At 60.0% G+C, this 22,591-nt stretch carries 23 protein-coding genes; 12 read left to right on the top strand and 11 right to left on the bottom strand.

All coding sequences use genetic code 11. The features are described from left to right. Positions 1–5: 5 nt before the first annotated feature. The 7 genes from AXW84_RS18185 to AXW84_RS18155 all read right to left on the bottom strand — a co-directional run bounded on the left by AXW84_RS18185 (position 6) and on the right by AXW84_RS18155 (position 8,558). Entirely contained in the window at positions 6–668 is a 663-nt protein-coding gene (locus AXW84_RS18185) for a DedA family protein (protein ID WP_068236524.1), read from the bottom strand. Between the two features lie 132 nt (positions 669–800). Further along, positions 801–1,631, bottom strand: coding sequence for a phosphosulfolactate synthase (locus tag AXW84_RS18180; RefSeq protein WP_068236521.1), 831 nt, complete (start codon positions 1,629–1,631; stop codon positions 801–803). 105 nt (positions 1,632–1,736) lie between these two features. Then, the gene (locus AXW84_RS18175) at positions 1,737–3,134 is read right to left on the bottom strand and encodes a tetratricopeptide repeat protein (RefSeq protein WP_068236518.1); all 1,398 of its coding nucleotides are present in this window, start codon (positions 3,132–3,134) and stop codon (positions 1,737–1,739) included. Positions 3,135–3,314: 180 nt separating this feature from the next. Then, positions 3,315–4,301 (bottom strand): NAD-dependent epimerase/dehydratase family protein, encoded by a 987-nt coding sequence (locus AXW84_RS18170; RefSeq protein ID WP_068236515.1) that lies wholly within the window; start codon positions 4,299–4,301, stop codon positions 3,315–3,317. 3 nt (positions 4,302–4,304) lie between these two features. Further along, positions 4,305–5,087, bottom strand: a complete 783-nt coding sequence (locus tag AXW84_RS18165) for a tyrosine-protein phosphatase (RefSeq protein WP_068236512.1) — start codon at positions 5,085–5,087, stop codon at positions 4,305–4,307. A 27-nt stretch (positions 5,088–5,114) separates the two neighbouring features. Beyond that, positions 5,115–7,610: a polysaccharide biosynthesis tyrosine autokinase gene (locus tag AXW84_RS18160; protein ID WP_068236508.1), complete on the bottom strand. Its 2,496-nt coding sequence runs from the start codon at positions 7,608–7,610 to the stop codon at positions 5,115–5,117. A gap of 63 nt (positions 7,611–7,673) precedes the next feature. Further along, on the bottom strand, positions 7,674–8,558 hold the full coding sequence (locus AXW84_RS18155; RefSeq protein ID WP_068236505.1) for a polysaccharide biosynthesis/export family protein: 885 nt from the start codon (positions 8,556–8,558) through the stop codon (positions 7,674–7,676). 248 nt (positions 8,559–8,806) lie between these two features. Between AXW84_RS18155 and AXW84_RS18150 the strand changes: the two genes are divergently transcribed. The 4 genes from AXW84_RS18150 (at position 8,807) to hpf (ending at position 11,623) form a co-directional block, all read left to right on the top strand. Further along, the gene (locus AXW84_RS18150) at positions 8,807–9,946 is read left to right on the top strand and encodes an acyl-CoA dehydrogenase family protein (RefSeq protein WP_068236502.1); all 1,140 of its coding nucleotides are present in this window, start codon (positions 8,807–8,809) and stop codon (positions 9,944–9,946) included. A gap of 98 nt (positions 9,947–10,044) precedes the next feature. Further along, positions 10,045–10,239, top strand: coding sequence for a 30S ribosomal protein S21 (gene rpsU / locus AXW84_RS18145; RefSeq protein WP_068236499.1), 195 nt, complete (start codon positions 10,045–10,047; stop codon positions 10,237–10,239). Between the two features lie 156 nt (positions 10,240–10,395). Next, positions 10,396–11,274 carry a tyrosine-type recombinase/integrase gene (locus tag AXW84_RS18140; protein ID WP_068236497.1) on the top strand — a complete coding sequence of 293 codons (879 nt, stop codon included), beginning with the start codon at positions 10,396–10,398 and terminating at the stop codon, positions 11,272–11,274. A gap of 46 nt (positions 11,275–11,320) precedes the next feature. Continuing rightward, entirely contained in the window at positions 11,321–11,623 is a 303-nt protein-coding gene (gene hpf / locus AXW84_RS18135) for a ribosome hibernation-promoting factor, HPF/YfiA family (protein WP_068236493.1), read from the top strand. A gap of 113 nt (positions 11,624–11,736) precedes the next feature. On the opposite strand, the gene metK is transcribed toward hpf, so the two are convergent. The 3 genes from metK to AXW84_RS18120 form a co-directional block, all read right to left on the bottom strand. Beyond that, positions 11,737–12,999 carry a methionine adenosyltransferase gene (gene metK / locus AXW84_RS18130; protein ID WP_068236489.1) on the bottom strand — a complete coding sequence of 421 codons (1,263 nt, stop codon included), beginning with the start codon at positions 12,997–12,999 and terminating at the stop codon, positions 11,737–11,739. 80 nt (positions 13,000–13,079) lie between these two features. Then, positions 13,080–14,327 (bottom strand): class I SAM-dependent methyltransferase, encoded by a 1,248-nt coding sequence (locus tag AXW84_RS18125; RefSeq protein WP_068236487.1) that lies wholly within the window; start codon positions 14,325–14,327, stop codon positions 13,080–13,082. Between the two features lie 54 nt (positions 14,328–14,381). After that, a complete protein-coding gene (locus AXW84_RS18120) occupies positions 14,382–14,945 on the bottom strand; it encodes a hypothetical protein (protein WP_157887103.1) in 564 nt (187 codons plus the stop codon). Between the two features lie 175 nt (positions 14,946–15,120). Here AXW84_RS18120 and ahcY point away from each other — a divergent pair, with 175 nt between their 5' ends. After that, complete coding sequence (ahcY, locus tag AXW84_RS18115) at positions 15,121–16,440, top strand: adenosylhomocysteinase (protein ID WP_068236480.1); 1,320 nt, start codon at positions 15,121–15,123, stop codon at positions 16,438–16,440. Between the two features lie 79 nt (positions 16,441–16,519). Here ahcY and AXW84_RS18110 read toward each other — a convergent pair whose 3' ends face one another. Further along, positions 16,520–17,389: an SDR family oxidoreductase gene (locus AXW84_RS18110; protein ID WP_068236478.1), complete on the bottom strand. Its 870-nt coding sequence runs from the start codon at positions 17,387–17,389 to the stop codon at positions 16,520–16,522. Between the two features lie 105 nt (positions 17,390–17,494). Here AXW84_RS18110 and pnuC point away from each other — a divergent pair, with 105 nt between their 5' ends. From pnuC to nadD, 7 genes are all read left to right on the top strand, one after another. Then, positions 17,495–18,169, top strand: coding sequence for a nicotinamide riboside transporter PnuC (gene pnuC / locus AXW84_RS18105; RefSeq protein WP_068236477.1), 675 nt, complete (start codon positions 17,495–17,497; stop codon positions 18,167–18,169). Positions 18,170–18,210: 41 nt separating this feature from the next. Beyond that, a complete protein-coding gene (locus AXW84_RS18100; protein WP_071892263.1) occupies positions 18,211–18,975 on the top strand; it encodes a glycosyltransferase family 2 protein in 765 nt (254 codons plus the stop codon). After that, complete coding sequence (locus AXW84_RS18095; protein WP_068236474.1) at positions 18,972–20,015, top strand: glycosyltransferase family 9 protein; 1,044 nt, start codon at positions 18,972–18,974, stop codon at positions 20,013–20,015. Before AXW84_RS18100 ends, AXW84_RS18095 begins: the two co-directional genes overlap by 4 nt. A 349-nt stretch (positions 20,016–20,364) precedes the next feature. After that, positions 20,365–21,009: a sigma-70 family RNA polymerase sigma factor gene (locus AXW84_RS18090; protein WP_068236471.1), complete on the top strand. Its 645-nt coding sequence runs from the start codon at positions 20,365–20,367 to the stop codon at positions 21,007–21,009. 52 nt (positions 21,010–21,061) lie between these two features. After that, positions 21,062–21,358, top strand: a complete 297-nt coding sequence (locus tag AXW84_RS18085) for a hypothetical protein (RefSeq protein ID WP_068236470.1) — start codon at positions 21,062–21,064, stop codon at positions 21,356–21,358. A gap of 19 nt (positions 21,359–21,377) precedes the next feature. After that, entirely contained in the window at positions 21,378–21,962 is a 585-nt protein-coding gene (gmk, locus tag AXW84_RS18080) for a guanylate kinase (protein WP_068236467.1), read from the top strand. Then, positions 21,959–22,549: a nicotinate (nicotinamide) nucleotide adenylyltransferase gene (nadD, locus tag AXW84_RS18075; protein ID WP_068236464.1), complete on the top strand. Its 591-nt coding sequence runs from the start codon at positions 21,959–21,961 to the stop codon at positions 22,547–22,549. The genes gmk and nadD overlap by 4 nt, the downstream gene beginning before the upstream one ends. Positions 22,550–22,591 lie beyond the last annotated feature (42 nt).

The raw sequence follows: 22,591 nt of genomic DNA, 5'->3' as shown, positions 1-22,591 counted from the left end.
GGCGCCTACTTCGCCGGGGCCCCGGACTGGGCCCCTAGCTTGCCCTTCAGGTACGACCACAGCGGGGGCAGCACCGACAGGGCGATGATGCCGAGCACGACAAGCTCGAAGTTTTTCTTTATCATTTCGATGTTGCCAAACAGGTAGCCCGCCAGCGTCAGCACCACCACCCACAGCACGGCCCCCACGATGCTGTACGACGCGAAGTGGCGGTACGTCATGGTGCCCACGCCGGCCACAAACGGCGCAAACGTGCGCACAATGGGCACGAAGCGCGCCATGATGATGGTTTTGCCGCCGTGCTTGGCGTAGAACGCCTGGGTTTGCTCCAGGTACTTGCGCTTCAAAAACCGGAAATCCTGCTGAAACACCCGGGGCCCCAGGTAGTCGCCCACGGCATAGTTCACGTTGTCGCCGATGAAGGCCGCCGCAATCAGCAGCGGCATCAGCGCCCACACGCTCAGGCCGGTTTCGGGGCGGGCCGCCAGGGCCCCCGCGGCAAACAGCAGCGAGTCGCCGGGCAGGAAAGGAAAAATGATGATGCCCGTTTCGGTGAAGATGATGAGGAACAGAATCAGGTAGGTGAGGCTGCCGTAGTCGTGCACCACGTTCACGAGGGTTTTGTCGAGGTGCAGCAGCAGGTCGAAGAAGTGTTTAATGATTTCCATTAGGTGCGAAAAGAATAGACGACAAAGAAAACGGCTCCGAGGCAAAGCCCGGACAGCCAAAACGCTGGCCCCTGCCAAGAGACCAGCGTTTCGGTGAGGAGAAGCGCGCAACGCCCGCGCTGGGGCCCCGGGTTAGCCGCGGGGCATCGACGTGCCGGGCTTGCCGGTTTTGGCGGCCGGGTGGAACATAGGGTCCACCGCGTCCATGTCAAGGAAGTGAGTGAACGTATCGCCACGCAGGCCCAGGCGGATGGTTTCGAGGCTCACCACCTCGTTGGGGGCGATGTTGCCCAGGTTCACGTTGGCCCCGAGCAGCTTGATGAACCACACCTGCTGGGCTTTCTGCGGGGCCTCCCAAATGATTTTCTCGCCCGGAATCTTGGTCAGAATCTCTTCCACTAAGCCCGAGCGCACCTCGCCCGTGCTGCGGAACAGGCCCACGTTGCCGCCCTCGCGGGCCTCGCCGATGACCTTGATGGCCCCGGCGGCCAGCTCGGCCTCCATCTGCGAAATCCACTTATAGGGCGGAATGATCTTCTCGGCGTCCTTGCTGCCCACTTCGCTTAGCACCCGCACGGTCTTGCTCAGGTCGCGGATGTACGCGCACTTGCGGTCGTGGGCCAGGTCGATGCTGCCGTCCGATACCTCGGCGTACTCCATCTGGTACTCGTCGAGCAGGCGGCGGTAGTCGTCGAACTGGTTGCGGATGATGAAGGCTTCGAATAGCGTGCCCCCGAAGTACACCGGGATGCCGGCCGCCCGGTAAATTTCCAGCTTGCGCTTCAGGTTGGGCACCACGTACGACGTGGCCCAGCCCAGCTTCACCACGTCGGTGTAAGCGGCGCCCACTTCCAGAAAGTCTTCCACCTCGCGCAGGCTCATGCCCTTGTCCATCACCATGGTGTAGCCTTGCTCGCGGGGTTTAGCGGTGCGGTCGGGAAGTTGGTTAATCGAATAATTCATGGGCAAAACAAGCGTAGAATGGGCCAGCAAGCGCGGCAGAAAACAAAAAAACCTGCCCGCCCCGAAGGGCAGGCAGGCACAAAAATAGCAACTGGGGCCCCACCGCTACGACCGGTGCTGGTCGATGAGGCGCAGCAGGGCCGGCTGGCGGCGCAGCTCAGGGAAGTAGTCGAACAGCAGCGTGTGCTGGTCGTAGTTCAGGGCCAGGGCCGTTTCCAGCGACTGGTACGCTTCGCGCAAGTGGCCGTCGGCCAGCAAGTAAGCGCAGCGCATATAGTGGAAATGGGCCTCGTGGGGGTGCAGCTCCACGGCGTGTTGCACTAGCGCCGCGGCCTCACCAAAGTGGCCTTGCTCGTAGAGAATGGCGCTCCAGTTCACCCAGCCCTGGGCCTCCTCAGGGGCAACTTCAGTGGCTTTTTCGTAGGCCTCCAGGGCACTGACGACGTTGCCCACTTGGTTTTCGGCCGCGCCCAGCGCCGCCCAGTACTCGCCGCTGTCGCCGTACAGCTCGGTGGCCTTGCGGAAGAAGTGGATGGCTTCCATCCAACGTTCCTGCTCCTGCATCAGCACGCCCTGGCCAAACCAGGCTTCGTCCATCTCGGGGTTCACCTCCAGGGCCTGGCGGTAGAAGCGCCGGGCCGCGTCCCACTCGCGCAGCTTCTCGTAGCACTCGCCGATGTTGCACAGGGCCTCGTCGGTAGGCTCGCCGGGCGCGTAGCTCAACTCAAATTCGGCAATGGCCTTGCGGAATTCCTCCTGGCACACAAACGCGTCGGCCAGCCAGTGGTGGGCGTCGTAAAAATCGGGGCTGATGACGATGGCGTAGTCAAACGCCTCGGCGGCCTTCGTGAAATCCTCGCGCCGGTACCAATACTGGCCGAGGTTGTACCAGGCCATGGCCGCATAGGGGTCGTCGTCGGTGAATTTCTGGAAAAACTCCGCATGCTCCTCCAGGCGGCCGCTGATTTCCAGGCAGTGCAGCAGCTCCTGCACGCCGGTTTCGTTGTCGGGGTTCAGGCGTAGGCTCTGCTTGTAGTGCTTGGCGGCGCTCTTGAATTTTTGCCAGCTCTGGTACGCGAGGCCCAGGTTGAAGTGAATGTCGTCGCGCTCAGGCTCCTGCTCCAATCCAATTTGGAAAAACGCCACAGCTTCAGCAAACTGCCCGCGCTGGGTGCTGATGATGCCCCGCGTCACGGCCACGTCGGCGTTGGTAGGGTCCAGCGTGGCCACGTGGTCAATCTGGCGTTCGGCTTCGGTGTAGTCGCCGCGCATGGCTGTGACCTGCGCCCGGTCGATGAGCAACTCGGTGGAAAACGGATACTGGCCGAGCGCGGCTTCGCACGCCTGCAGTGCCTCCTCAAACCGGGCATTGGTGACGTAGTGATCAATGATTAATTCAAAGTCTTCCAAGTCAAAAAAGACAGACTCTTGGCGCGCCTGCATTTGCTCGAAGCGCCGGACGGTGTCAAGCACGGCCCGGTGGTTTTCATAATGTTCGTTCATTCGCATAGTATCGCCGCTAAACCCCGGGGCTGGTGCGACCCGGACCGGCCGCTAAAGCCGGGCGCGGTGCAACCGGTGGGCTCCGGGAGTTAACCAATATTACTAACAATATTCCCCAAAATCCGTGCGATTAACGAAAAAACTCCGCGCCACGGATGAGGCAGCTATCAACAGCTAAAGCTAAGTTGCCGCCGGGGCAATTACCAAATTTGCAGCGCACCAAGCAATGGTTTCGTTTAAAGGTTTGAAGGGAAGGCCGGTGGCTTGCTGCACCCGCGCACTGGCGTAGGTAACGGGGCGGCGGCCGGCACGGGCCGTGTCGCGGGTGATGAGTGGCCGCGCCCCCGTTAGCAGGGCCCGCGCGTGTTCGAGCCGCCAAATGCCTTCGGCCGCCCAGTCGGGCACGGCCACCGTGGGCGGGCGGCGGCCCATCGCCGCCGCCGCCTGCCCAAAGAACTCGGCCAGCGGCAGGGCCCCAGCGCTCAGAATGAAGCGTTGGTCGCGCACGGCCGGCAGGTCCAGCGCCAGCGCCAGCAATTGGGCCACCACGTCGCGCACGTCCACGAAATTGACCAGGCCGCGGGTATAAAAGTGGTGCTGCTCGTGGGCGTAGCGCAGCAAGCGGGTGCTGCTGCGATGCCAGTCGCCGGGCCCCAGCACCACCGACGGGTTTACGACGACGGCAGATAAGCCCTCGGCTGCGCCGCGCCACACCTCCAGCTCGCCCAGGTACTTGCTGGTAGCGTAGACGGGGTGGGCGGCCCCCAGGTCCCAGGTGGCGGCTTCCGTCACTACCTGGGGCCCCGGGGCCGTGGGCGTGCCCAGCGCCGCCACCGACGACACGTGCGCCAGCCGAATGCCTGGCCTTTCCAGGCACGCGTCCACCATGCCCGCCGTGCCGTCCACGTTCACGGACTGAAGCAGTTCTATGTCCTGTGGCGCATACGACACCAGCCCGGCGCAGTGGAACACGTGCGTGACGTCGGGCGTGAGCGCTGCCCGCAGCAGGTCAGTATCGAGCAAGTCGCCGGCCAGCCACTCCACGCCCGGTGCTGCTCCGGTGGGCACCGGGCCCCGGTGCAGGGCGCGCACCGCCAAGCCCCGCGCTCGCAAAGCCCGTAGCAGAAAAGAGCCGATAAGCCCGGTGCCACCCGTGACAAAAATCATGGCTCAGAGCGTTTTATTAAGCAGCGGCAATTCCAAAAGCCGCTGGAAGTAGGGGGACGATGCCACCTTGCGGCCTAGCGTGGAAGTGTGGCGCAAGTGATGCGTGTCGGTGCCCACAAAGTCTACGAGTTGCGCGTCAATCAGCCGCTCGGCAATCTTTTGCGCGGTGGGCGAGTAGTAGCCTGCCAGCGAATTCAAGTTGATTTGCAGCAGCACGCCGTAGTCGCGGCGCAGCTTCTCAATGTCGGCCAGCCGCCCGTAGAGGTAGGTGTAGCGCTCGGGATGGGCCAGCACCGGCTGGTAGCCCTGCGATTTCAGTTCGAAGATGGTTTCGTACAGATTAAGCGGCTCATTTAGGTACGACGTCTCGAACAGCAAGTAGCGCCGGCCCCCCCCGAAGGTGAGCATCTCGGTGCCATCCGCCAGCTTGCGGCCCAAAAACTCGTCGAGGTAATATTCGGCCGCGCACTCCAGCACCACATCGTCCAAGCCCTCGGCGGTGGCGGCCTTGCGCAGCAGTGCCAAGGCCTCCCGAATACCTTCGGGTGTATTTTTGTAGAAATCGCCCATGATGTGAGGCGTCATCACCAGCCGCTTAAACCCCAACCGGCGCAGCTCGCGCAACAGGGCCAGCGAGTCTTCCAGCGTTGCCGCGCCATCGTCAAGGCCCGGCAACAAGTGCGAATGCATGTCGGCGCCCAGCGCCGCCAGGGCCCCAGCCGGAGCGAGGCCCGCAGCGACGGGAGCGGCGACCGGGCCGAAAAGCCGTTGCCAAAAAGTAGCCATCAGTGTAGGTTAGGTCCTATAGCAGGCCTATTTGAAGAGTCGGCCCAGCTTTTGCGCCAGCGTAGGAGGCGCAGTTGGGTCTTCGTAGTACCCTTGGCCGTACGTGCCGCTACCATACCCATACCCATAGCCGTACCCATACCCGTAGGCGCCTTTCGACTGGGCGTCATTGAGGATAGTGCACATGCGGGTAAGGTTATTGGTGCGCATCAGGCGGTTCATGTTCTTGATGAAGGCCTTGCGCGAATAGTCAGCCCGCACGATATAAATTGGAATATCCGCCCGCCGCATAATCAGAATGCCATCGGTTACCAATCCCACCGGTGGGGTATCAATCATCACTACGTCATAACTTTCGTACAACTCCTTCAGCATCTGGTCAAACCGGGGGCTGAGGATTAGCTCGGATGGGTTGGGTGGGGTGGGGCCTGCCGAAATAAATTGCAGCGCATCGATGGATGTGCGCTGAATGCATTCTGCCACCGAGTGCCGGTCAATCAGGATGGTGCTCACGCCCTTCAGGTTCTCCGCCCCGAATGCCAGGTTCACTTTGGGCTTGCGCATGTCAAGGTCGAGCACAATAACGCGCTGCCCCGACATAGCAATAATGCCGGCTAAGTTGACCGTAACAAATGTTTTGCCCTCGCCCGATATGGTGGACGTTACCGAAATCAGCCGCTGTTTTTTCGCAGAGCTGATGAAATCCAGGTTGGTGCGGATGGAGCGGATGGCTTCGGAAATGGCCGACTTAGGGTTGTCGTTTACCACTAAGCGCGACACTTCCATTTTCTCCTTATCGTAGGTGGGAATGACGCCCAATACGGCGGCCTGGGTGCTGTGTTCCAGCTCGCGCGTGTTCGTAATGGTGTTGTGCAGCAAGTACCGCACCGCTATCAAACCTAGACCTAAGAATAGGCCTCCAGCCAGTCCAATGGCATATACCATGAGCCGAACTGGCGAAATGGGTACGCGTGGTTCCGAAGCAGGAAACAAAATCTGGAAATCAGCAGTAGTGCCAGCTTTCTGAATATTATAATCCACCTTTTTGCCCATCAGCATGGTATACGTACCCTCAGCCAAGGCGAGCGGACGTTGCAAGCGGGCTTGCTCGGTGGCCCGGCTGGGCAGCCCTTGTTGCTTGGCATCAAGCTTATTTTGCTGCCGGTCGAGCAACGCTATTTTATTGAGTAAAGCCTTGCGTGCCTGCGTAATCTGCCGTAAAATGCTGCTCAAGGTATAGTCCATCTGAGCGTTTTTCTGCTGCACGGCCTCGGTGGCACCAGTATAAGAGCGCCTGATGCGTTCCTGTTCCCACTGCATGCCGTTGAGTTGGCTCAATAGCTGGCTCAGAATAGGGTCGTTAATATCTCCCAGGCCTGGAATGCTTTGCTCTATCGTTTCATCCTCGTTTCGGGTAATGTGGGTTTGTTGCACCATGCGGGAGATTTCACTCAGCAACACAAGGTTTTGGTTTAGCTTTAGTCGTTGCTCCTCTAAGTCCTCGCCTCTGGAAGCCAGTGCCGCCACTTCCGACTTCACGTCGTACGTTTTCGTTTTTTCAACGAAACCTTGGTAACGATTCTCGGCACGTTCCAGGTTATCATAATTGACTTCAAGTTGCTGGTCGAGGTACCGTAGCGTGCGCGCGGTGTTCTCCTGCTCGCGCAACACTTTGGCCCGTTGGTATACAGTGTCAACTTTGTTGACAATGCGCTGCGCCTTTTTGGGATTAAAATCAGTGAAGGAAATCTGGATGGTATTAGCATCGGCGCTCGAAATATCAACGGCCAGATTTTTTTCCAAATAAGCATTCACCGTACCTTGGTCTTGGATGGTGAAATGGTATTTCGCGATTAGGGACGCAGGTCCAAAATACTGCGTCGGCGTTACTTTTAAATCGAGGCCGGGCAGCGATACCTGTTTCTCAAGGTCGTATTCGCCATCTAAGGCTGTACCCGGTCCACTGTAGCTAATGCTGTAGCGAGTAGGGCTGGTAAACGCTAAGCTAATCTTCTGGTTATAAAGATCTTTATCTTTTATTGTATATGCAATCTGGAATGGTGAAATGCCGTACAGCTCACTTTCGAGCACCGTGCCCTGCACGTAATAGTTCACGTACAAATCCAAAGAGTCGCGCAACTCCTTATAAATAATCTCCGACTTGATGAGTTGGACCTCGCCTGCTAATTTGCTGCTGGCGCGGGGGTCGGCAGCAGCAAGCTGGCCACCTAGCCCCACCACGCCAGCTTCGCTTCGCTGGTCTATTTTGAGCAGCGAAGTAGACTTATATACTGGCTTTGTATAACGCAAGTACAGCCAAGCTGCTGAGCCTCCTAAAGCTAACAGCAACAGCAACCACAGCAAGCTGCGCCGCGCCACCAGTGCCAGCGTAGATAAGTCTAGGCCTCCATCAGCTTCGTCGTCAGCGGCCGCGCCCACGGTGGCAGCAGTAGGCGGCTCCGTGCCGCCGTCGATAGCGTTGCGGATGAGAGCTTCTAGCTCTGCATTTTCGTTTACGGCCATTGCGATGGTTGTGCTAATGCGTAGTTAAAAATAAAACAAATTGGATAAGTAACTCATGTTAAGTTATTGTTTAACAAATAAATAGGTGAGCGTAATGACCAACGATATGATGCTGGTTGTAAAACCAAGAATAGGCGCCGAATCGGTTAGGTTCTCCAATAGTGGGCGACGAATGGGATCAATGTAAATTATGTCGTTTGGCTCAACCTGCAAATTGGCGCGCCGCATGCCAGCAATCGTTGTTAAATCTATCTGTTCTATTTGGGGATACTTTAAGTTGCCCCTGATGATGCGAATGTTATCGGCCCGCCCGCCGTACCTGTATAAGCTACTGCCACCCCCACCGCTACCGTCTACACCGCCGGCTAAAGCAAGCACTTCAAGCAAGTTCATGTTATCGTTCTCAAGGGGAATGACCCGACCACCCTGGGCCCCTAGCAAAATGATGCGGTTGTTGGTCACATGCGTCATCACAAAAGGGTCAATGTAATATTTGCCGTAGCTGATCTGGAGCACGCTATCGGCCTGGAGCAGCGAGAGGCCACTCAGCCGCACTCGGTTCACCAAAGGCAATGTGACCGTGCCATCGGCTTGGACTAGAAAAGAGCCTCCCGAGCCCGACCGGCCGCTACCGGTCGTTCTGGAAAGCGGGGCCCCACCCGTTCCCCCAAATTGCAATTCGCCGTTGGGGTCTAGAATTCGCTCGCCCTTGTTCGTGTTGACGCGTACTTCGAGGTAATCGTTGGGCTGGATAAGGTAATTGCGCGCCGTCCGATTCACCGCTACCCGAAGCTTGGCGGTATCTATGGCCCGACCGCGCTCATCGGTGAGGCGGAACATGGTGCGCTGGTTGTAGTAGCGCGTCGAAGCGCACGAGGAAAACAGTAGCGCAGTCAGCAAACAGCTCAGAAGAATCTGCCCAAAGCGGCCAAAAATGGAAGGGAACATGCAGACCGAAAAGGTGCTGATAATAGGAATAATTCAAAGAAGCCCCCACTAATGATAGTTGGATTGCTCCTGAAAAGCCTCAAAAGTAGCACGTTTGCTTCATGCTATCGATGGAATACATTATATACAATAGCCAACCATAAGATTTTCAAACGGTAAAGGCGTACTTTTGTCAGACACGAACTAGCGTTAGTTAGCCACGTGTTTTGTTGTATCTTTTTCTTTTTATTCCCACCCATCCCCGCTTTATGGAAGCCGTAGCCACCGAAAACCAAGCCCTGATTGCGCAAATGGTGCGCGACTTTGGGGCCCAGTACATCCAGCCCCACATTATGGAGTGGGATGAAAGCCAGGAGTTTCCCCGCGACGTGTTTCGCCGATTAGGCGAACTGGGACTAATGGGTGTGCTAGTGCCCACCGAGTACGGCGGGGCAGGGTTTGGCTACCCCGAGTACGTAACGGCCATCGCCGAGCTATCGCGCATTGACGGCAGCATTGGGCTAAGCATGGCGGCACATAACTCTCTTTGTACGGGCCACATCTTGCAGCACGCATCGGCGGCGCAAAAGCAGCAGTACCTGCCCCGCTTGGCCTCGGGCGAGTGGCTGGGGGCCTGGGGCCTCACCGAGCCCAACACGGGCTCTGACGCCGGCAACATGCGCACCACGGCGACGCTTGACGGCGACGATTACGTGCTGAACGGCGCAAAAAACTTTATTACGCACGGTAAGTCCGGCGACGTAGCCGTCGTTATTGCCCGCACCGGCGAGGTTGGCGACTCACACGGCATGACGGCTTTCATCGTGGAGCGCGGTACGCCGGGTTTCGCTGCTGGCCGCAAGGAAAACAAGCTGGGCATGCGCGCCTCCGAAACCACGGAGATGATCTTCACTGACTGCCGCGTGCCCGTGACGAACGTCATCGGCGCAGTGGGGGAGGGGTTTGTGCAGTCGTTGAAAGTGCTCGACGGTGGGCGCATCAGCATCGCGGCCCTCAGCCTAGGCATTGCCCAAGGGGCCCTAGACGCAGCCATTCAGTACAGCAAGGAGCGCCAACAGTTCAATAAGCCCATCAGCCAGTTCCAGGGCATCGCCTTCAAGCTGGCTGATATGGCCACCGAAATCGAAGCCGCCCGCCTGCTCACCTACCGCGCGGCGGAGATGAAGGACGCCGGCCTGAACGTGAACCGCGAATCGGCCATGGCCAAGCTCTACGCCTCCGAGGTGAGCGTGCGCGTGGCCAACGAAGCAGTGCAGATTTTTGGCGGCTACGGCTACACCAAGGACTATCCGGTGGAGAAATTCTACCGCGACGCCAAGCTGTGCACCATCGGCGAGGGCACCAGCGAAATTCAGAAGCTGGTGATTGCACGCACGTTGCTGAAGTAAGATTGTGATTTAGGAGCTTTGCTCAGGCAAAAATTCTGCTTATCTTTGCGGCCCGATTTACTCGGCTTCCCGCCTGAAATTTTTTCGAAATTCCCGATATGATCATCATCCAAATCAAAGACAACGAGTCGGTTGACCGCGCCCTGAAACGCTTTAAAAAGAAATTCGAGCGCACCGGTGTGCTGAAAGAACTGCGTCGCCGCACGTTCTTCCAGAAGCCGAGCGTGACGGACCGTAAGCTGAAGCAGAAGGCCGTGTACAAGCTGGCTACCTACGGCACGCCCAACGAGTAGGCTCCTGTTTTGTGGATAAAAAACCGGCTGGTGAGCTCCTTGGGGCCCGCCAGCCGGTTTTTTCGCGTCCGCTAGGGCCAAGTGCCGCGGGTAAATAAAAAAATGGTACTTTGGACGCCCGGCCCCACAGGCCGGGCTTTTTTGTGGCGTAGGTAAATGGAGGCGTTTTTTGATTTTTTGCAGTTCGAGCGGCGCTACAGCCCGCACACGGTGCTCTCGTACCGCACCGACTTGGGCCAGTTTGCCGCCTACCTGATTGCGGAGGGCGACGCGGAGGGCCCCAGCCAAGCCACGCACCACACCATCCGGGGCTGGGTGGTGGCGCTGATGCAGCAGGACTTGGACCCGCGCACCGTGAACCGCAAGGTGGCGTGCCTGCGCTCGTACTACAAGTTTCTACTGCGCACCAACGCCATTGCGGCCAACCCCATGCTGCGCATCAAGGCCCCCAAAATGGCCAAAAAGCTGCCCGAGTTCGTGCCCGAGGCGGCGCTGAATGGCATGCTGAACTCGTTTGAGTTCGAAGATTCGTTTGCCGGGCAGCGCGATCAGCTGGTGTTGGAGATGCTCTATGGCACGGGCATTCGCCTCTCGGAGCTACTGGGCATGGAGGCGGCCGACGTGAGCCTGCCCGGCGGCACGGTGCGCGTCACGGGCAAGGGCAACAAGCAGCGCCTCGTGCCGCTCAACCCCACGCTGCTGCAAGTGCTGGCCCGGTACCAGGCCCGCCGCGCCCACGAGTTTGGGGCCCTGCCGGGGCCCCTGCTGCTCACCGACAAGGGTGTACCGCTCTACGAAAAGCACGTGTACCGCACCGTGAAGCACTACCTGAGCACCGTCACCACGTCGGCGGCGCAGCAGCACCCGCACGCGCTGCGGCACGCTTTTGCTACCCACCTGCTGGGCAAGGGGGCCGACCTCAACGCCATCAAGGAGTTACTGGGCCACGCCAGCTTGGCGGCCACTCAGGTGTACACCCACATGTCCGTCGACCGCCTGAAATCCGTATTTGATCAGGCCCACCCGCGGGCTTAAACGCGGGGCTTGTTAATTTTTTCACCCTCAATTCCTTCTTCGCTCTATGAAAGTTCAGATGAATGCGGTGCATTTCACTGCCGACCAAAAGCTGCTCGATTTTATCCAGCAGCGGCTCAATAAGTTGGAAACATTTTACGATAAAGTGACCGGCGGAGAAGTCATTTTGCGGGTTAATAACAAGGACGGCGCGGCTAACAAAACCGTCGAAATAAAGCTGCTGGTGCCCGGCGGCACCCTATTTAGCGAGGAAGACGCCACTTCGTTTGAAGCGGCTACCGACGCTGCCACCGAAAACCTGCGCCGCCAAATTGTGAAGCACAAGGAAAAAACCTTGCAAACGCATTAGTGCCAACCCAACGGCTGCCGGCCGTTAGCCGCTGGCCTTTCACATAAAAAAGGGGCCCCGACTGAGTACATCAGCTGGGGCCCCTTGCGTTGCCGCAAAATCAGCAGTGGGTTCTATAGGCCGAAAGCTTCCTTGATTTTGGGCACGTAATCGAGCTTTTCCCAGGTAAAGGTTTCGAAGGTTTTCACCTCGCCGCTGGGCATGGTGACCTGCTTGGTGCCGGGCGTGCGGCCCATGTGGCCGTACGCCGCAGTTTCGCCAAAAACGGGATTTTGCAGGCCCAAGCGTTGCACAATGGCGTAGGGGCGCAGGTCGAACAGCTCCTTCACCTTGCCGGCAATGGCGCCGTTGGACAGCGGCTGGCCGTTGGGGCCCAGGGCCTTGGTGCTGCCATATGTATCCACAAACACGCCTACTGGCTCGGCTACGCCAATGGCGTAGGCCACCTGCACCAGGGCGTGGTCGGCCACGCCGGCGGCCACCAGGTTTTTGGCAATGTGGCGGGTGGCGTAGGCCGCCGAGCGGTCCACTTTGCTGGAGTCTTTGCCCGAGAAGGCACCGCCGCCGTGGGCCCCTTTGCCGCCGTAGGTATCCACGATGATTTTGCGGCCGGTGAGGCCAGAGTCGCCGTGGGGGCCCCCAATGACGAACTTGCCCGTGGGGTTGATGTGGTAGGTAATCTGGTTAGTGAAGAGCTTCTGCACGTCGGAGCCCAAGCCGGCCAGCACGCGCGGCACGAGGATGGATTGCACGTCGGCCTTGATTTTATCCAGCATGGTGGCCTCGTCGGCGTCGAACTCGTCGTGCTGAGTGCTCACCACGATGGTGTCGATGGCCTCCGGGGTTCCGTTATCGGCGTAGCGAATCGTGACCTGGCTTTTGGCGTCGGGGCGCAGGTAGGGCATGTCGCGGGCCTCGCGCCGGATAGCGGCTAACTCTTGCAGCAGCCGGTGCGACAGGTCGAGGGCCAGGGGCATGTAGTTGTCGCTCTCGCGGGTAGCGTAGCCGAACATCATGCCTTGGTCGCCGGCGCCTTGGTCTTCGGCCGTGGCGCGCACCACGCCTTGGTTAATGTCGGGCGACTGCTCGTGCAGGCGGTTCATTACCTCGCAGGTGTCGGCGTTGAAGAGGTATTCGGGCTTGTCATAGCCAATGCGGCGGATGGTGGCCCGGATGATGGGCTCGGCGTCCACGCGGGCCGTCGATTTAATCTCGCCGGCTACCAGCGCAAAATCGGTGGTCACTAGGGTTTCGCAGGCCACTTTGGCAGCCGGGTCCTGCCGCAGGTATTCGTCCAGGATGGCGTCGGAAATCTGGTCTGCAACTTTATCGGGATGGCCTTCCGAAACCGATTCGGAGGTGAACAGGTAGGGCATAGAACGGGAAGAGAAGCAATAAAAAGCAAAAAAACTAACCGCTTACGCAGTCAAAACCAACGCGTGGGCGAACGGCAAAACTACGCCACGCCGCCCGAAGGCGCGGGCCCCGCCGGGGTAGCTTCGGTGAAACTGGGCAGTATTGCTTTCTCGCAAACCAGCACAATGGGCCGGCCGCGCAAGTCAGTGGTGGCAAACAAATACGTGTCGCCGCCCTCGCGGATGCCGGTGCGCAACCGGAAATCGGCCACCGAGTCAGGAAAATTACGGGTCGTGACATGGGCGCGGGCCTCAGGGCCTAAGTGGGCCTTTAGGGCGGCGCCGTCGGCCTTCTCCACCGCCAGCACCCGGAAAATGCGGCCCGGAAAGTCGGCACGCAACGTAGCCGACGTGTACAAGTGGCTGTGCTGGTGCAGTTTCAAAAGCTCGAACGCGGTGCCGATGCTGCGGAAGGCCCCAGCTTTGAGCACTGCCGCGTTGGGCTCGTAGAGAAACTGCTGGGCCTCGGCGTAGCGCGGCACGGCCCGGGCCTCGCGGGCCCGGTTGAAGCGAAATTCCTGCCGGGTGCCGTCGCGCCGCAGGTTCAGGGCGAAGCGCTCGGGATCCACGGCGGCCTCGGGGCCCAACTCGTACAGCACTTCCTTTACTTCGTTGTCCAGGGCCAACACCCAAAGGCGGCGCACGTGCTTCAGTTCCTGCACGGCCTGCTCGATGTCGAGCATGGGCGAGGTTTTCAGTAGCACGCGGTCGGCCTTGTGCAGCAATAGCGGCAGCAGATGCAGCACGTCGGGCTCGCAGTCGGCCAGCCGGAAAATCTTGCGCGAGGCCGTGTCGCGCCGCGCTGGGTCGAGGTAAATCCAGTCGTAGTGGTGGGGCGTTTCCTTAAGAAAAGCCAAGGCGTCGGCGTTATGCACCGCCAAGTTCTCAATGCCGAGCAGTCGGAAATTATAGCGTGCCACGGCCGCCAGCTGCGGGCTGCGCTCCACGTAATCGACCTGAGCCACGCGGGCGGCAAAGTGTGCCGCGTCGGCCCCAAAACCGCCGGTGAGGTCGGCCAGCCGCTGGCCGTCTACCAGCCCGGCTTTAAAGGTTGCCGTGCGTTCCGACGAGGCTTGCTCAACCGACAGGGCGGGCGGAAAGGCCAGGTCGGGGTTGGCGGCCCAGGTGGGGAGCTTGCCCTGGGCCTTCTGGCGGGCCTGGATTTGGCGCACCAATTCGGGAACGGGCAGGCCGGGGTGGCGGCGGGCTTGCAGGGCCAAGTGAGCAGGGTCGTCGTGCAAATGCGCGGCCACGTAGCGACGGGCCGCCTCGGGCAAAGGAAATTCCATGTAGGCGGGTATACGGGGAAAACGCCGCGGGCAGCACAAATAGTGCCCCGCGGCCTAGCGCAGGCCCCAGCCCAGGGCCAGCAGCGGCGTGCTTTGGGGCCCCAGGCGCAGGCCCGCCGTACTGGGTGAGTACCGCTGCCACCACGTGCCGTAGGCGCCCGTCAGGCCACCGTTGTAAGCCGCCACAGCTTTCTGCAAGTGCCCGTTGGTGTGGCGATTGATGGGGATGGTAGCCAGCAGGCTGGCGACGAATAAGCCCGCCGCCACCTGCTGGGTACCGTTGAAATACTGCTGGCCGCCGTCTTTGGCAAATACCTGGCTGCCGTACAGGCCCAGGGCCCCCACGGCCACTAGGCGGTCAGCTAGGAACAGCGTTTTCTGTCGGCGGTAGTCGTTTAGGTTAGCCAGGGCTGCGGCGTTGGGGCCCAGGTAGGGGCGCAAATTTTGGCCGAAGAAACCGGCATTTTGGTAGTTTTCGCCCGTCTTGCCGGGAGGCAGGAAGTAAAAATTGTGCTGATGGCCACTGAGGCCGCGCGCTGCATCGTCGGGCTGAAGCCGGATGGTGGCGGGGGCCGCCTGGGCCACGGCTGGGCGCGGAGCTGCCGCAGACAAAGCCAATAAAAACACGCTAAAAGATAGGTGAAGAGCGGGATTTAAAGCCCTGATAGAATATTGCATGAAGTAAAGATACGGGGGCTTTACCTACTTAAGCTACCGCTTTTAGCGGCCGGGGCCCCGAAACAATTGCCATATCTTTGTGGTTGAACCCGACCATACTAAACAACCCCCTATCATGGTGGAAACCAAAACGAACACCTACGTTCCCTACAAGGTAAAAGACATGTCGTTGGCCGAGTGGGGCCGCAAAGAGATTCGCCTCGCCGAAGCCGAGATGCCCGGCTTAATGGCCCTGCGCGAGGAGTTCGGCGCGCAGCAGCCTTTTAAAGGTGCCCGCATTGCCGGCTGCCTGCACATGACTATCCAAACCGCCGTACTCATCGAAACCCTGAAAGCGCTGGGCGCCGAGGTGACGTGGTCGTCGTGCAACATCTTCTCGACCCAGGACCACGCCGCCGCGGCCATTGCCGCCGCCGGCATCCCGGTGTACGCCTGGAAAGAAATGACCGAGGAGCAATTCGATTGGTGCATCGAGCAGACGCTGTTCTTTGGCGAAGAGCGCCAGCCGCTGAACATGATTCTCGACGACGGCGGTGACCTCACCAACATGGTGCTAAATAAGTATCCTGAGCTAGCCGCTGGCATCCGGGGGGTGTCGGAGGAAACGACCACCGGCGTGCTTCGCCTCTACGAGCGCGTGAAAAATGGCACGCTGGCCTTCCCCGCCATCAATGTGAACGACTCGGTAACGAAGTCGAAGTTTGACAATAAGTACGGCTGCAAAGAGTCGGCCGTGGACGCCATTCGCCGGGCTACCGACGTGATGATGGCCGGCAAAGTGGCCGTAGTGGCTGGCTACGGCGACGTGGGAAAAGGCACCGCCGCTTCGCTGAGCGGCGCCGGGGCCCGCGTCATCGTAACGGAAATTGACCCGATTTGCGCCCTGCAAGCGGCTATGGACGGCTACGCCGTGAAGAAGCTAGCTAACGCCGTGAAGGAAGCCGACATCGTGGTGACGGCCACCGGCAACTGCGACATCCTCACCGAGGAGCACTTCCGCAGCTTAAAGGACAAGGCCATTGTGTGCAACATCGGCCACTTCGACGACGAGATTGACATGGCGTGGCTGAATGGCAACTACGGCCACACCAAGGACACGGTGAAACCGCAGGTGGACATCTACAACATCGACGGCAAAGAGGTCATCATCCTCGCCGAAGGCCGCCTCGTGAACCTGGGCTGCGCCACCGGCCACCCCTCGTTCGTAATGTCGGCTTCGTTTACCAACCAGGTGCTGGCCCAGATAGAGCTATGGGAGCGCAACGACCAGTACACCAACCAGGTGTACACGTTGCCCAAGCACCTCGACGAGAAAGTGGCTCGCCTGCACCTCGCCAAAATCGGCGTGGAGTTGGACGAGTTGACGACCCACCAGGCCGACTACATCAAGGTGACGGTGGAGGGCCCGTTCAAATCAGACCTGTACCGCTACTAGGGCCCCAGCCCTTCGCAAAGAGCCCCGCCAGCATTGCGCTGGCGGGGCTCTTTTGCATTCGTGGAATCAACCGCGTCCGCTAATCCAGAAACTCCGTACCCGTTAGTTCCTCGCTCATTTTCCAAAGGCGTTGGCTGTTGGCCAGCGTGTTGAAGCTGCTTTTCACGGGTTCGGGCTTCTTCTTACTATAGTACCCGCCGCTGACTGCGGCCACGCTGGGGTCGGAGGCCAGGAAAATGCTGGTTTCGGCCCCCTTCTCGGGCGAAAGCATGAAGGGCCGGCCCAGCGCCAGCATGGCCGACAGCCAGCCGCCCGACTGCTGGCCGTAGCCGGTGGCCACGGCGCCGGGGTGCAGCGAATTGGTCGTCACGTTGGCGATGCTGTGGGCGCGCAGCCGCCGGGCCAGCTCCTGAGTGAACATGATGTTCCAGAGCTTGGTAGTGCCGTATTCCCACATGGCGCTGTAGCTGCGCTCCGACTGGAAATCGTCGAGCGTGGGCTTGGAGAAGCGGTAGGCCATCGACGCTACGTTCACGACGCGGGCGGCCGGACTTTTGCGCAGCAAATCGAGCAGCAGGCTTGTGAGCAGGAAGGGCCCCAGGTGGTTGGTGGCCAGCGTCAGCTCGTAGCCGTCGGCCGATACTTCGCGCTGGGCTCCCAGCATGAGGCCGGCGTTGTTCACCAGTACGTCGAGGCGTGGGTACTGGCCGTTGATTTCGGCCGCCACATCGCGCACCTCTTGCAGCGACGAGAGGTCGGCCAGGGCCATGTCCACGCGCTGATTGCCGGTGGCGTCGATGATTTCCTGGCGGGTGCGCTCGGTTTTCAGGCGGTTGCGGCCTAGCAGAATAACGTGGGCCCCCTGCCGGGCCAGCGCCTCGGCCGTAACCTTGCCGATGCCCGAGGTGGCGCCGGTGATGAGAATGATTTGGTCTTTTAAGTCAGCCATGGTGGTGGGAAAAGAGAAAGTACTGGGCCCTGATACGCGCCACGACGGCTCGCGGTGCCGAATATTTTAGGGCCCCGGGCGCTGGGGCCGTGTTTACTTTGCCCCATGCCTGATTTTTTGCGCGTCGAAACCATTTTTTTTACCATGCTCGGCTACCCCATGAGCTACCTCGAATTCTTCGGGGTGCTGACGGGTGCCGTAGCCGTGTGGCTCTCGGCCCGAGCCAACGTGTGGAGCTGGCCGCTGAGCTTGGTGGGCATTGTGCTCTCGTTCTTCCTGTTCTTCCAAGTGCAGCTCTACCCCGATACGTTCTTACAAGTGTTCTTCTTCGTGACCAGCCTCATCGGCTGGTGGCAGTGGACGCACCCGGCCCCCCGCGAGGCCGACCAGAAGGAGGAGCTGCGCATCACCTACACCCCGCGGCCTGTGCTGCTGCTGGGCAGCGCCGGGGCCCTGGCGGCCACCGCACTACTGGGGGCCCTGGCCCAACGCCTGCACCAATGGCTACCGCTGGTGTTCAGCAAACCCAGCGCTTTTCCGTATCTCGACTCGTTCACCACGGTGCTCAGCATCGCCGCCACCTTCCTGCTGATGCGCAAGAAGGTGGAGAGCTGGTACGTGTGGCTCCTCGCCGACGTGGTGCTGACCTACGTGTACTTTCTGAAGGGCATCAAGTTCGTGGGCATCGAATACGTGGTATTCTGCGCCGTGGCGGCCTACGGTGCCTACCACTGGACGCGCGAGTTCCGCGGCTACGCCAACCAGTTGCCCGCCGCCTAGGGGCCCGGGGCCCGACTTTTGCGCTTATCCTTTCGCCCGCCGTGGTTTCGCTTTCCGTCGTCGTCATCACTTTCAACGAAGCCGCCAACATTGGCCGGTGCCTAGACGCGCTGGGCGACGTGGCCGACGAAGTACTAGTGGTGGATTCTTTTTCGACGGACAACACGGTGGAAATCTGCCAAACTCACGGGGCCCGGGTGGTACAAAATGCCTTCGCCGGCTACGTCGAACAGAAGAACTTCGCCACCGCCCAGGCCCGCTTCGACCACGTTCTCCAGCTCGACGCCGACGAGGTGCTGACCGAGGAGCTGCGCCAGAGCATTCGCCAAGCGAAGGCCGATTGGCAGCACGCCGCCTATGCCCTGGCCCGCCTCACCAACTACTGCGGCCACTGGGTGCGCCACGGCGGCTGGTACCCCGACCGCAAGCTGCGCCTCTACGACCGGCGCCTCGGCCGCTGGGAGGGCCTGCTGCTGCACGAGCACTACGAGGTGGGCCCCGGCCACACCACCGGGGCCCTGGCCGGCGACGCGCTGCACTACTCGTACCACTCCATTGCGCAGCACGTCAGTCAGTTGAATAAATTCACTAGCATTACGGCCCAGGAACTGGCCCTGAAAGGCCGCACCCGCGTTACGTTGTTCCACTTGCTGCTCAAGCCGCTCTGGAAGTTCGTACACGGCTATTTCCTGCGGCTGGGCTTCCTGGACGGGTTTGCTGGGCTGTGCATTGCCGGCATCTCGGCCTGGGGCGTGTTCCTGAAATTTGCGAAGCTGAAAACCCGCACCGAACGCGCCGTAGCATGAGCCCTACCTTCCTCGTCTCCCGCACCGATGCCATCGGCGACGTAGTGCTGACCCTGCCCGTGGCGGGCCGCCTGAAGCAGCTATTTCCCGGGTGCCGGGTGGTATTCATCGGCCGCGCCTACACCGCACCGGTGGCCGCCGCCTGCCCGTGGGTGGATGAAGTACTGGACTTCGACGCGCTGCAAAAGCTGCCCGTGGCCGCGCAAGTGGAGGCCCTGCGGGCATACGGGGCCCTGGCCATCGTCCATGTGTTCCCCAATCGGGCCGTGGCCATCCTGGCCCGGCGGGCGGGTATTCCGGTGCGCATCGGCACCCGCAACCGTTGGTGGCACTGGCTGAGCTGCAACCGCTTGGTGGCCCTCAGCCGCCGCCATTCGCCCCTGCACGAAGCCCAGCTCAACCTGCAACTCCTCAAGCCCTTGGGTGGCGCCGAAACCCTGCCCCTGCCTGCCGTGGCCGACCTGGTACGCCTGCGGGCCCCTGAGCCGCTGGGGGCCCCGTGGCAGCAATTGCTGGCCCAGCGCCGCCCTGGCCAACTCAACGTGGTGCTGCACCCCCGCAGCCGGGGCAGCGCCCGCGAGTGGGGCCTGGACAATTTTGGCCACTTGGCGCAGCGCCTGCACACCGCCGGCCACCGCGTATTCGTCACTGGCACGGCTGCCGAGGGTGCCGAGCTAGCCGAGTGGCTAACTGCCAACGCGCCTTACCTAGCTGCCAACCTTACCGGCCAACTGGCCATGCCGCAGTTTCTGGCTTTCCTGGCCGCCGCCGATGGCATAGTGGCGGGCAGTACGGGACCCCTGCACCTGGCCGCCGCGCTAGGCCGCCACGCCTTGGGGCTGTACCCGCCTATCCGGCCCATGCACCCCGGCCGCTGGGGCCCCCTGGGACCCGGGGCCGAGTATTTGGTCTTCAATCGGCCCAATTGCCAGGACTGCCGCGCCCAGCCCACGGCCTGCACTTGCATCCGGGCCCTAGAGGCCGCCGCCGTGGCAGCGCGCGTGGCGCTGTGGCAGCCCGTGTTTCTGAGTGAAAGATGATGCTCGGCTGGGGTCCCCATCTCGTGCTTCTCCGGCCTTGGCCGCCGCCCAGCGCTGGTGCTACACTTCGTACAAAAGCCCGGGGGCCTACTTAATGGTGCAACCCGGGGCCCGTCACCCTCCGTACATCTGCCAGTTTGTAGTGGTGCCTAGCGCAGCATTGTGCACTAGTGCGCTGCTAGATCCGCAGTTACGTTGTCATGCGCTTGTGTTGGGTGGCGGCCTGTGTCGCTTACCACGGGTGGCCCGGCCGCAACTTTAACGCCTGTTGTTGCTTATGCAATGACCCTAGCTCTTTACGCTTGCACTTTTGTAGGTTGCACCCTATTATATTCCCCGCCCCATTATCATGAGCGATTCTCCCGAACGGGTCAAACTGAGCAAAGAAGAAAAAGACCGGCGCTTTCAAGCCGAGTTGATGCCCATCATCGATCCGCTCTACAATTTTGCCTACCGCCTGACGCTGGACGAAGACGACGCCAACGACCTCGTGCAGGAGACCTACCTCAAAGCCTACCGGTTTTTTGAGTACTTCGAGCCCGGCACCAACGCCAAGGCTTGGCTGTTCCGCATCCTCAAAAATTCGTTTATCAACGATTTTCGGAAGAAGAGCAAGCAGCCCGCCAAGGTTGATTACAGCGAAATTGAGGGCTATTATAACCCCGACGATGTGGAGGCCGAAGGCGAAGTGGGCGCTTCGTCGTCCGACCTGCGCCAGCAATCAGCGCGCGATTTAATTGGTGACGAAGTAGCCGGGGCCCTCAATTCTTTGCCAGTCGATTTTCGCACAGTTATTATCCTCTGCGACTTGGAAGGATTTACCTACGAGGAAATGGCTAAAGTGCTTGATATTCCGATCGGTACGGTACGCTCGCGCTTGCACCGGGCTCGTAACTTCCTGAAGGATAAATTGGAGCGCTACGCCCAATCGATGGGCTACGGCCACGACGAATTGCACGCGGCGGCGGAACTTCCCGACGATGAGAATGATTAGCCTCTCAACTAAGTAACTATCTCCTTATCTCCAGCCTCCTACATTTTTTGTTATGAACCCAGCCGTTACTACTTCCACCAATACGTCGGCCCCCGCTTCGCTACCCGATGGCGGCCCCGACTGCGAACGCGTGAACACTGTACTAGACCAACTGGCCGAAGGCCAAGTCATTACGGCCGAAGACGAAGACTTTCTCTACGACCACGGCACTGACTGCTCGCCTTGCTTCGATGGCATTGAGAAGCAGCACGTTTTCATCGAGTTCTTGAATTTGCGCGTTGGGCGCAAGTCTACACCGGCTGGGCTGTCGCAGTCCATCATGGCCCGTGTGCACGTCGAGATGGCGTAAAAGCGGCTAGCTTTGCGCGATGCAAGGCAAAATTATTGTGTTTTCAGCACCTTCCGGGGCAGGCAAAACCACCATTGTGCACCGGCTCATGCAGCGGGTGCCGGGGCTTAGTTTTTCCATTTCGGCTTGTACCCGCGACCGGCGCGGCCGGTCTGAAGTCAACGGCAAGGACTACCACTTTATTACGCCCCAGGATTTTCAAGAGAAAATCCGTCACGATGAATTCGTGGAGTGGGAAGAAGTATACGAAGGTGCTTTCTACGGTACACTTAAGTCTGAGATTGAGCGCATCTGGGCCAATGGCCAGCACGCCATTCTCGACGTTGACGTGAAGGGTGGCCTCAGCATCAAGGAGTTCTACAAGGATAGGGCCCTGGCCGTGTTTGTGCGGCCGCCGTCCATCGAAGCGCTGGGCGAGCGGCTGCAAGCCCGTGCTACCGATTCACAGTCCAGCATTTCATCGCGCCTTTACAAGGCCGCGTTTGAATTGGCCTTCGAAGATCGTTTCGACGTGACAGTGGTTAACGACAACTTGGATGAGGCTTCGGCTGAGGCCGAAAAACTCGTGCGTGACTTCATACAGGCTGAAACGCTAGCTGTATGAGCCGCCGTGTGGGCTTGCTCTTTGGCTCGTTCAACCCGGTGCACACCGGCCACCTCATTTTGGCCGAGCATTTTGCTACCCGCACCGACTTGGCTGCGGTTTGGTTAGTTGTCACCCCCCACAATCCTTTCAAAGCTGCCAGCGGCTTGCTGCCTGAAGCCGAGCGCCTATACTGGGCCGAGCTAGCGGTGGCGGATAACCCATTGTTGCGGGTCGAGGCCATTGAGTTTGAACTACCGCGCCCCAGCTACACCATTGCAACGCTCGATGCCCTACGTTCGCGCTACCCCGGTACCGAATTCGTGCTTTTGATGGGGGCAGACAACCTATCGGGCGTGTCACAATGGCGCGATGCTGACCGTCTACTAGCCGAAACGGCTATTTACGTATACCCTCGTCCTGGGGCCCCAATGCCACCTTTGGCCGGCTTCCCACGGGTGCGAGTGCTGGAAGCGCCACTGCTGGACATTTCGGGGACTTACATTCGGGAATGCCTGCGGGCAGGTTTAAGCATCCGTTACTTGGTGCCGCCCGTGGTAGAACAGGCCCTTGTAACCATTGATTTTCAAGATGAAACGATGAATTAATACAAGTGCAGCTATGGCCCGAGTACCAATAAAAAAGCCCTG

Origin of the sequence: Hymenobacter sp. PAMC 26628 (assembly GCF_001562275.1) — a bacterium.
In the GTDB taxonomy this organism is placed as follows: domain Bacteria; phylum Bacteroidota; class Bacteroidia; order Cytophagales; family Hymenobacteraceae; genus Hymenobacter.
This window is presented reverse-complemented; position numbering and strand designations above follow the sequence as displayed.

What these genes read in the sequence shown, in the direction of transcription:
- AXW84_RS18185 (WP_068236524.1), bottom strand. Translation starts at nt 668, where the DNA reads ATGGAAATCATTAAACACTTCTTCGACCTGCTGCTGCACCTCGACAAA.
- AXW84_RS18180 (WP_068236521.1), bottom strand. Translation starts at nt 1,631, where the DNA reads ATGAATTATTCGATTAACCAACTTCCCGACCGCACCGCTAAACCCCGC.
- AXW84_RS18175 (WP_068236518.1), bottom strand. Translation starts at nt 3,134, where the DNA reads ATGAACGAACATTATGAAAACCACCGGGCCGTGCTTGACACCGTCCGG.
- AXW84_RS18170 (WP_068236515.1), bottom strand. Translation starts at nt 4,301, where the DNA reads ATGATTTTTGTCACGGGTGGCACCGGGCTTATCGGCTCTTTTCTGCTA.
- AXW84_RS18165 (WP_068236512.1), bottom strand. Translation starts at nt 5,087, where the DNA reads ATGGCTACTTTTTGGCAACGGCTTTTCGGCCCGGTCGCCGCTCCCGTC.
- AXW84_RS18160 (WP_068236508.1), bottom strand. Translation starts at nt 7,610, where the DNA reads ATGGCCGTAAACGAAAATGCAGAGCTAGAAGCTCTCATCCGCAACGCT.
- AXW84_RS18155 (WP_068236505.1), bottom strand. Translation starts at nt 8,558, where the DNA reads ATGTTCCCTTCCATTTTTGGCCGCTTTGGGCAGATTCTTCTGAGCTGT.
- AXW84_RS18150 (WP_068236502.1), top strand. Translation starts at nt 8,807, where the DNA reads ATGGAAGCCGTAGCCACCGAAAACCAAGCCCTGATTGCGCAAATGGTG.
- rpsU (WP_068236499.1), top strand. Translation starts at nt 10,045, where the DNA reads ATGATCATCATCCAAATCAAAGACAACGAGTCGGTTGACCGCGCCCTG.
- AXW84_RS18140 (WP_068236497.1), top strand. Translation starts at nt 10,396, where the DNA reads ATGGAGGCGTTTTTTGATTTTTTGCAGTTCGAGCGGCGCTACAGCCCG.
- hpf (WP_068236493.1), top strand. Translation starts at nt 11,321, where the DNA reads ATGAAAGTTCAGATGAATGCGGTGCATTTCACTGCCGACCAAAAGCTG.
- metK (WP_068236489.1), bottom strand. Translation starts at nt 12,999, where the DNA reads ATGCCCTACCTGTTCACCTCCGAATCGGTTTCGGAAGGCCATCCCGAT.
- AXW84_RS18125 (WP_068236487.1), bottom strand. Translation starts at nt 14,327, where the DNA reads ATGGAATTTCCTTTGCCCGAGGCGGCCCGTCGCTACGTGGCCGCGCAT.
- ahcY (WP_068236480.1), top strand. Translation starts at nt 15,121, where the DNA reads ATGGTGGAAACCAAAACGAACACCTACGTTCCCTACAAGGTAAAAGAC.
- AXW84_RS18110 (WP_068236478.1), bottom strand. Translation starts at nt 17,389, where the DNA reads ATGGCTGACTTAAAAGACCAAATCATTCTCATCACCGGCGCCACCTCG.
- pnuC (WP_068236477.1), top strand. Translation starts at nt 17,495, where the DNA reads ATGCCTGATTTTTTGCGCGTCGAAACCATTTTTTTTACCATGCTCGGC.
- AXW84_RS18095 (WP_068236474.1), top strand. Translation starts at nt 18,972, where the DNA reads ATGAGCCCTACCTTCCTCGTCTCCCGCACCGATGCCATCGGCGACGTA.
- AXW84_RS18090 (WP_068236471.1), top strand. Translation starts at nt 20,365, where the DNA reads ATGAGCGATTCTCCCGAACGGGTCAAACTGAGCAAAGAAGAAAAAGAC.
- AXW84_RS18085 (WP_068236470.1), top strand. Translation starts at nt 21,062, where the DNA reads ATGAACCCAGCCGTTACTACTTCCACCAATACGTCGGCCCCCGCTTCG.
- gmk (WP_068236467.1), top strand. Translation starts at nt 21,378, where the DNA reads ATGCAAGGCAAAATTATTGTGTTTTCAGCACCTTCCGGGGCAGGCAAA.
- nadD (WP_068236464.1), top strand. Translation starts at nt 21,959, where the DNA reads ATGAGCCGCCGTGTGGGCTTGCTCTTTGGCTCGTTCAACCCGGTGCAC.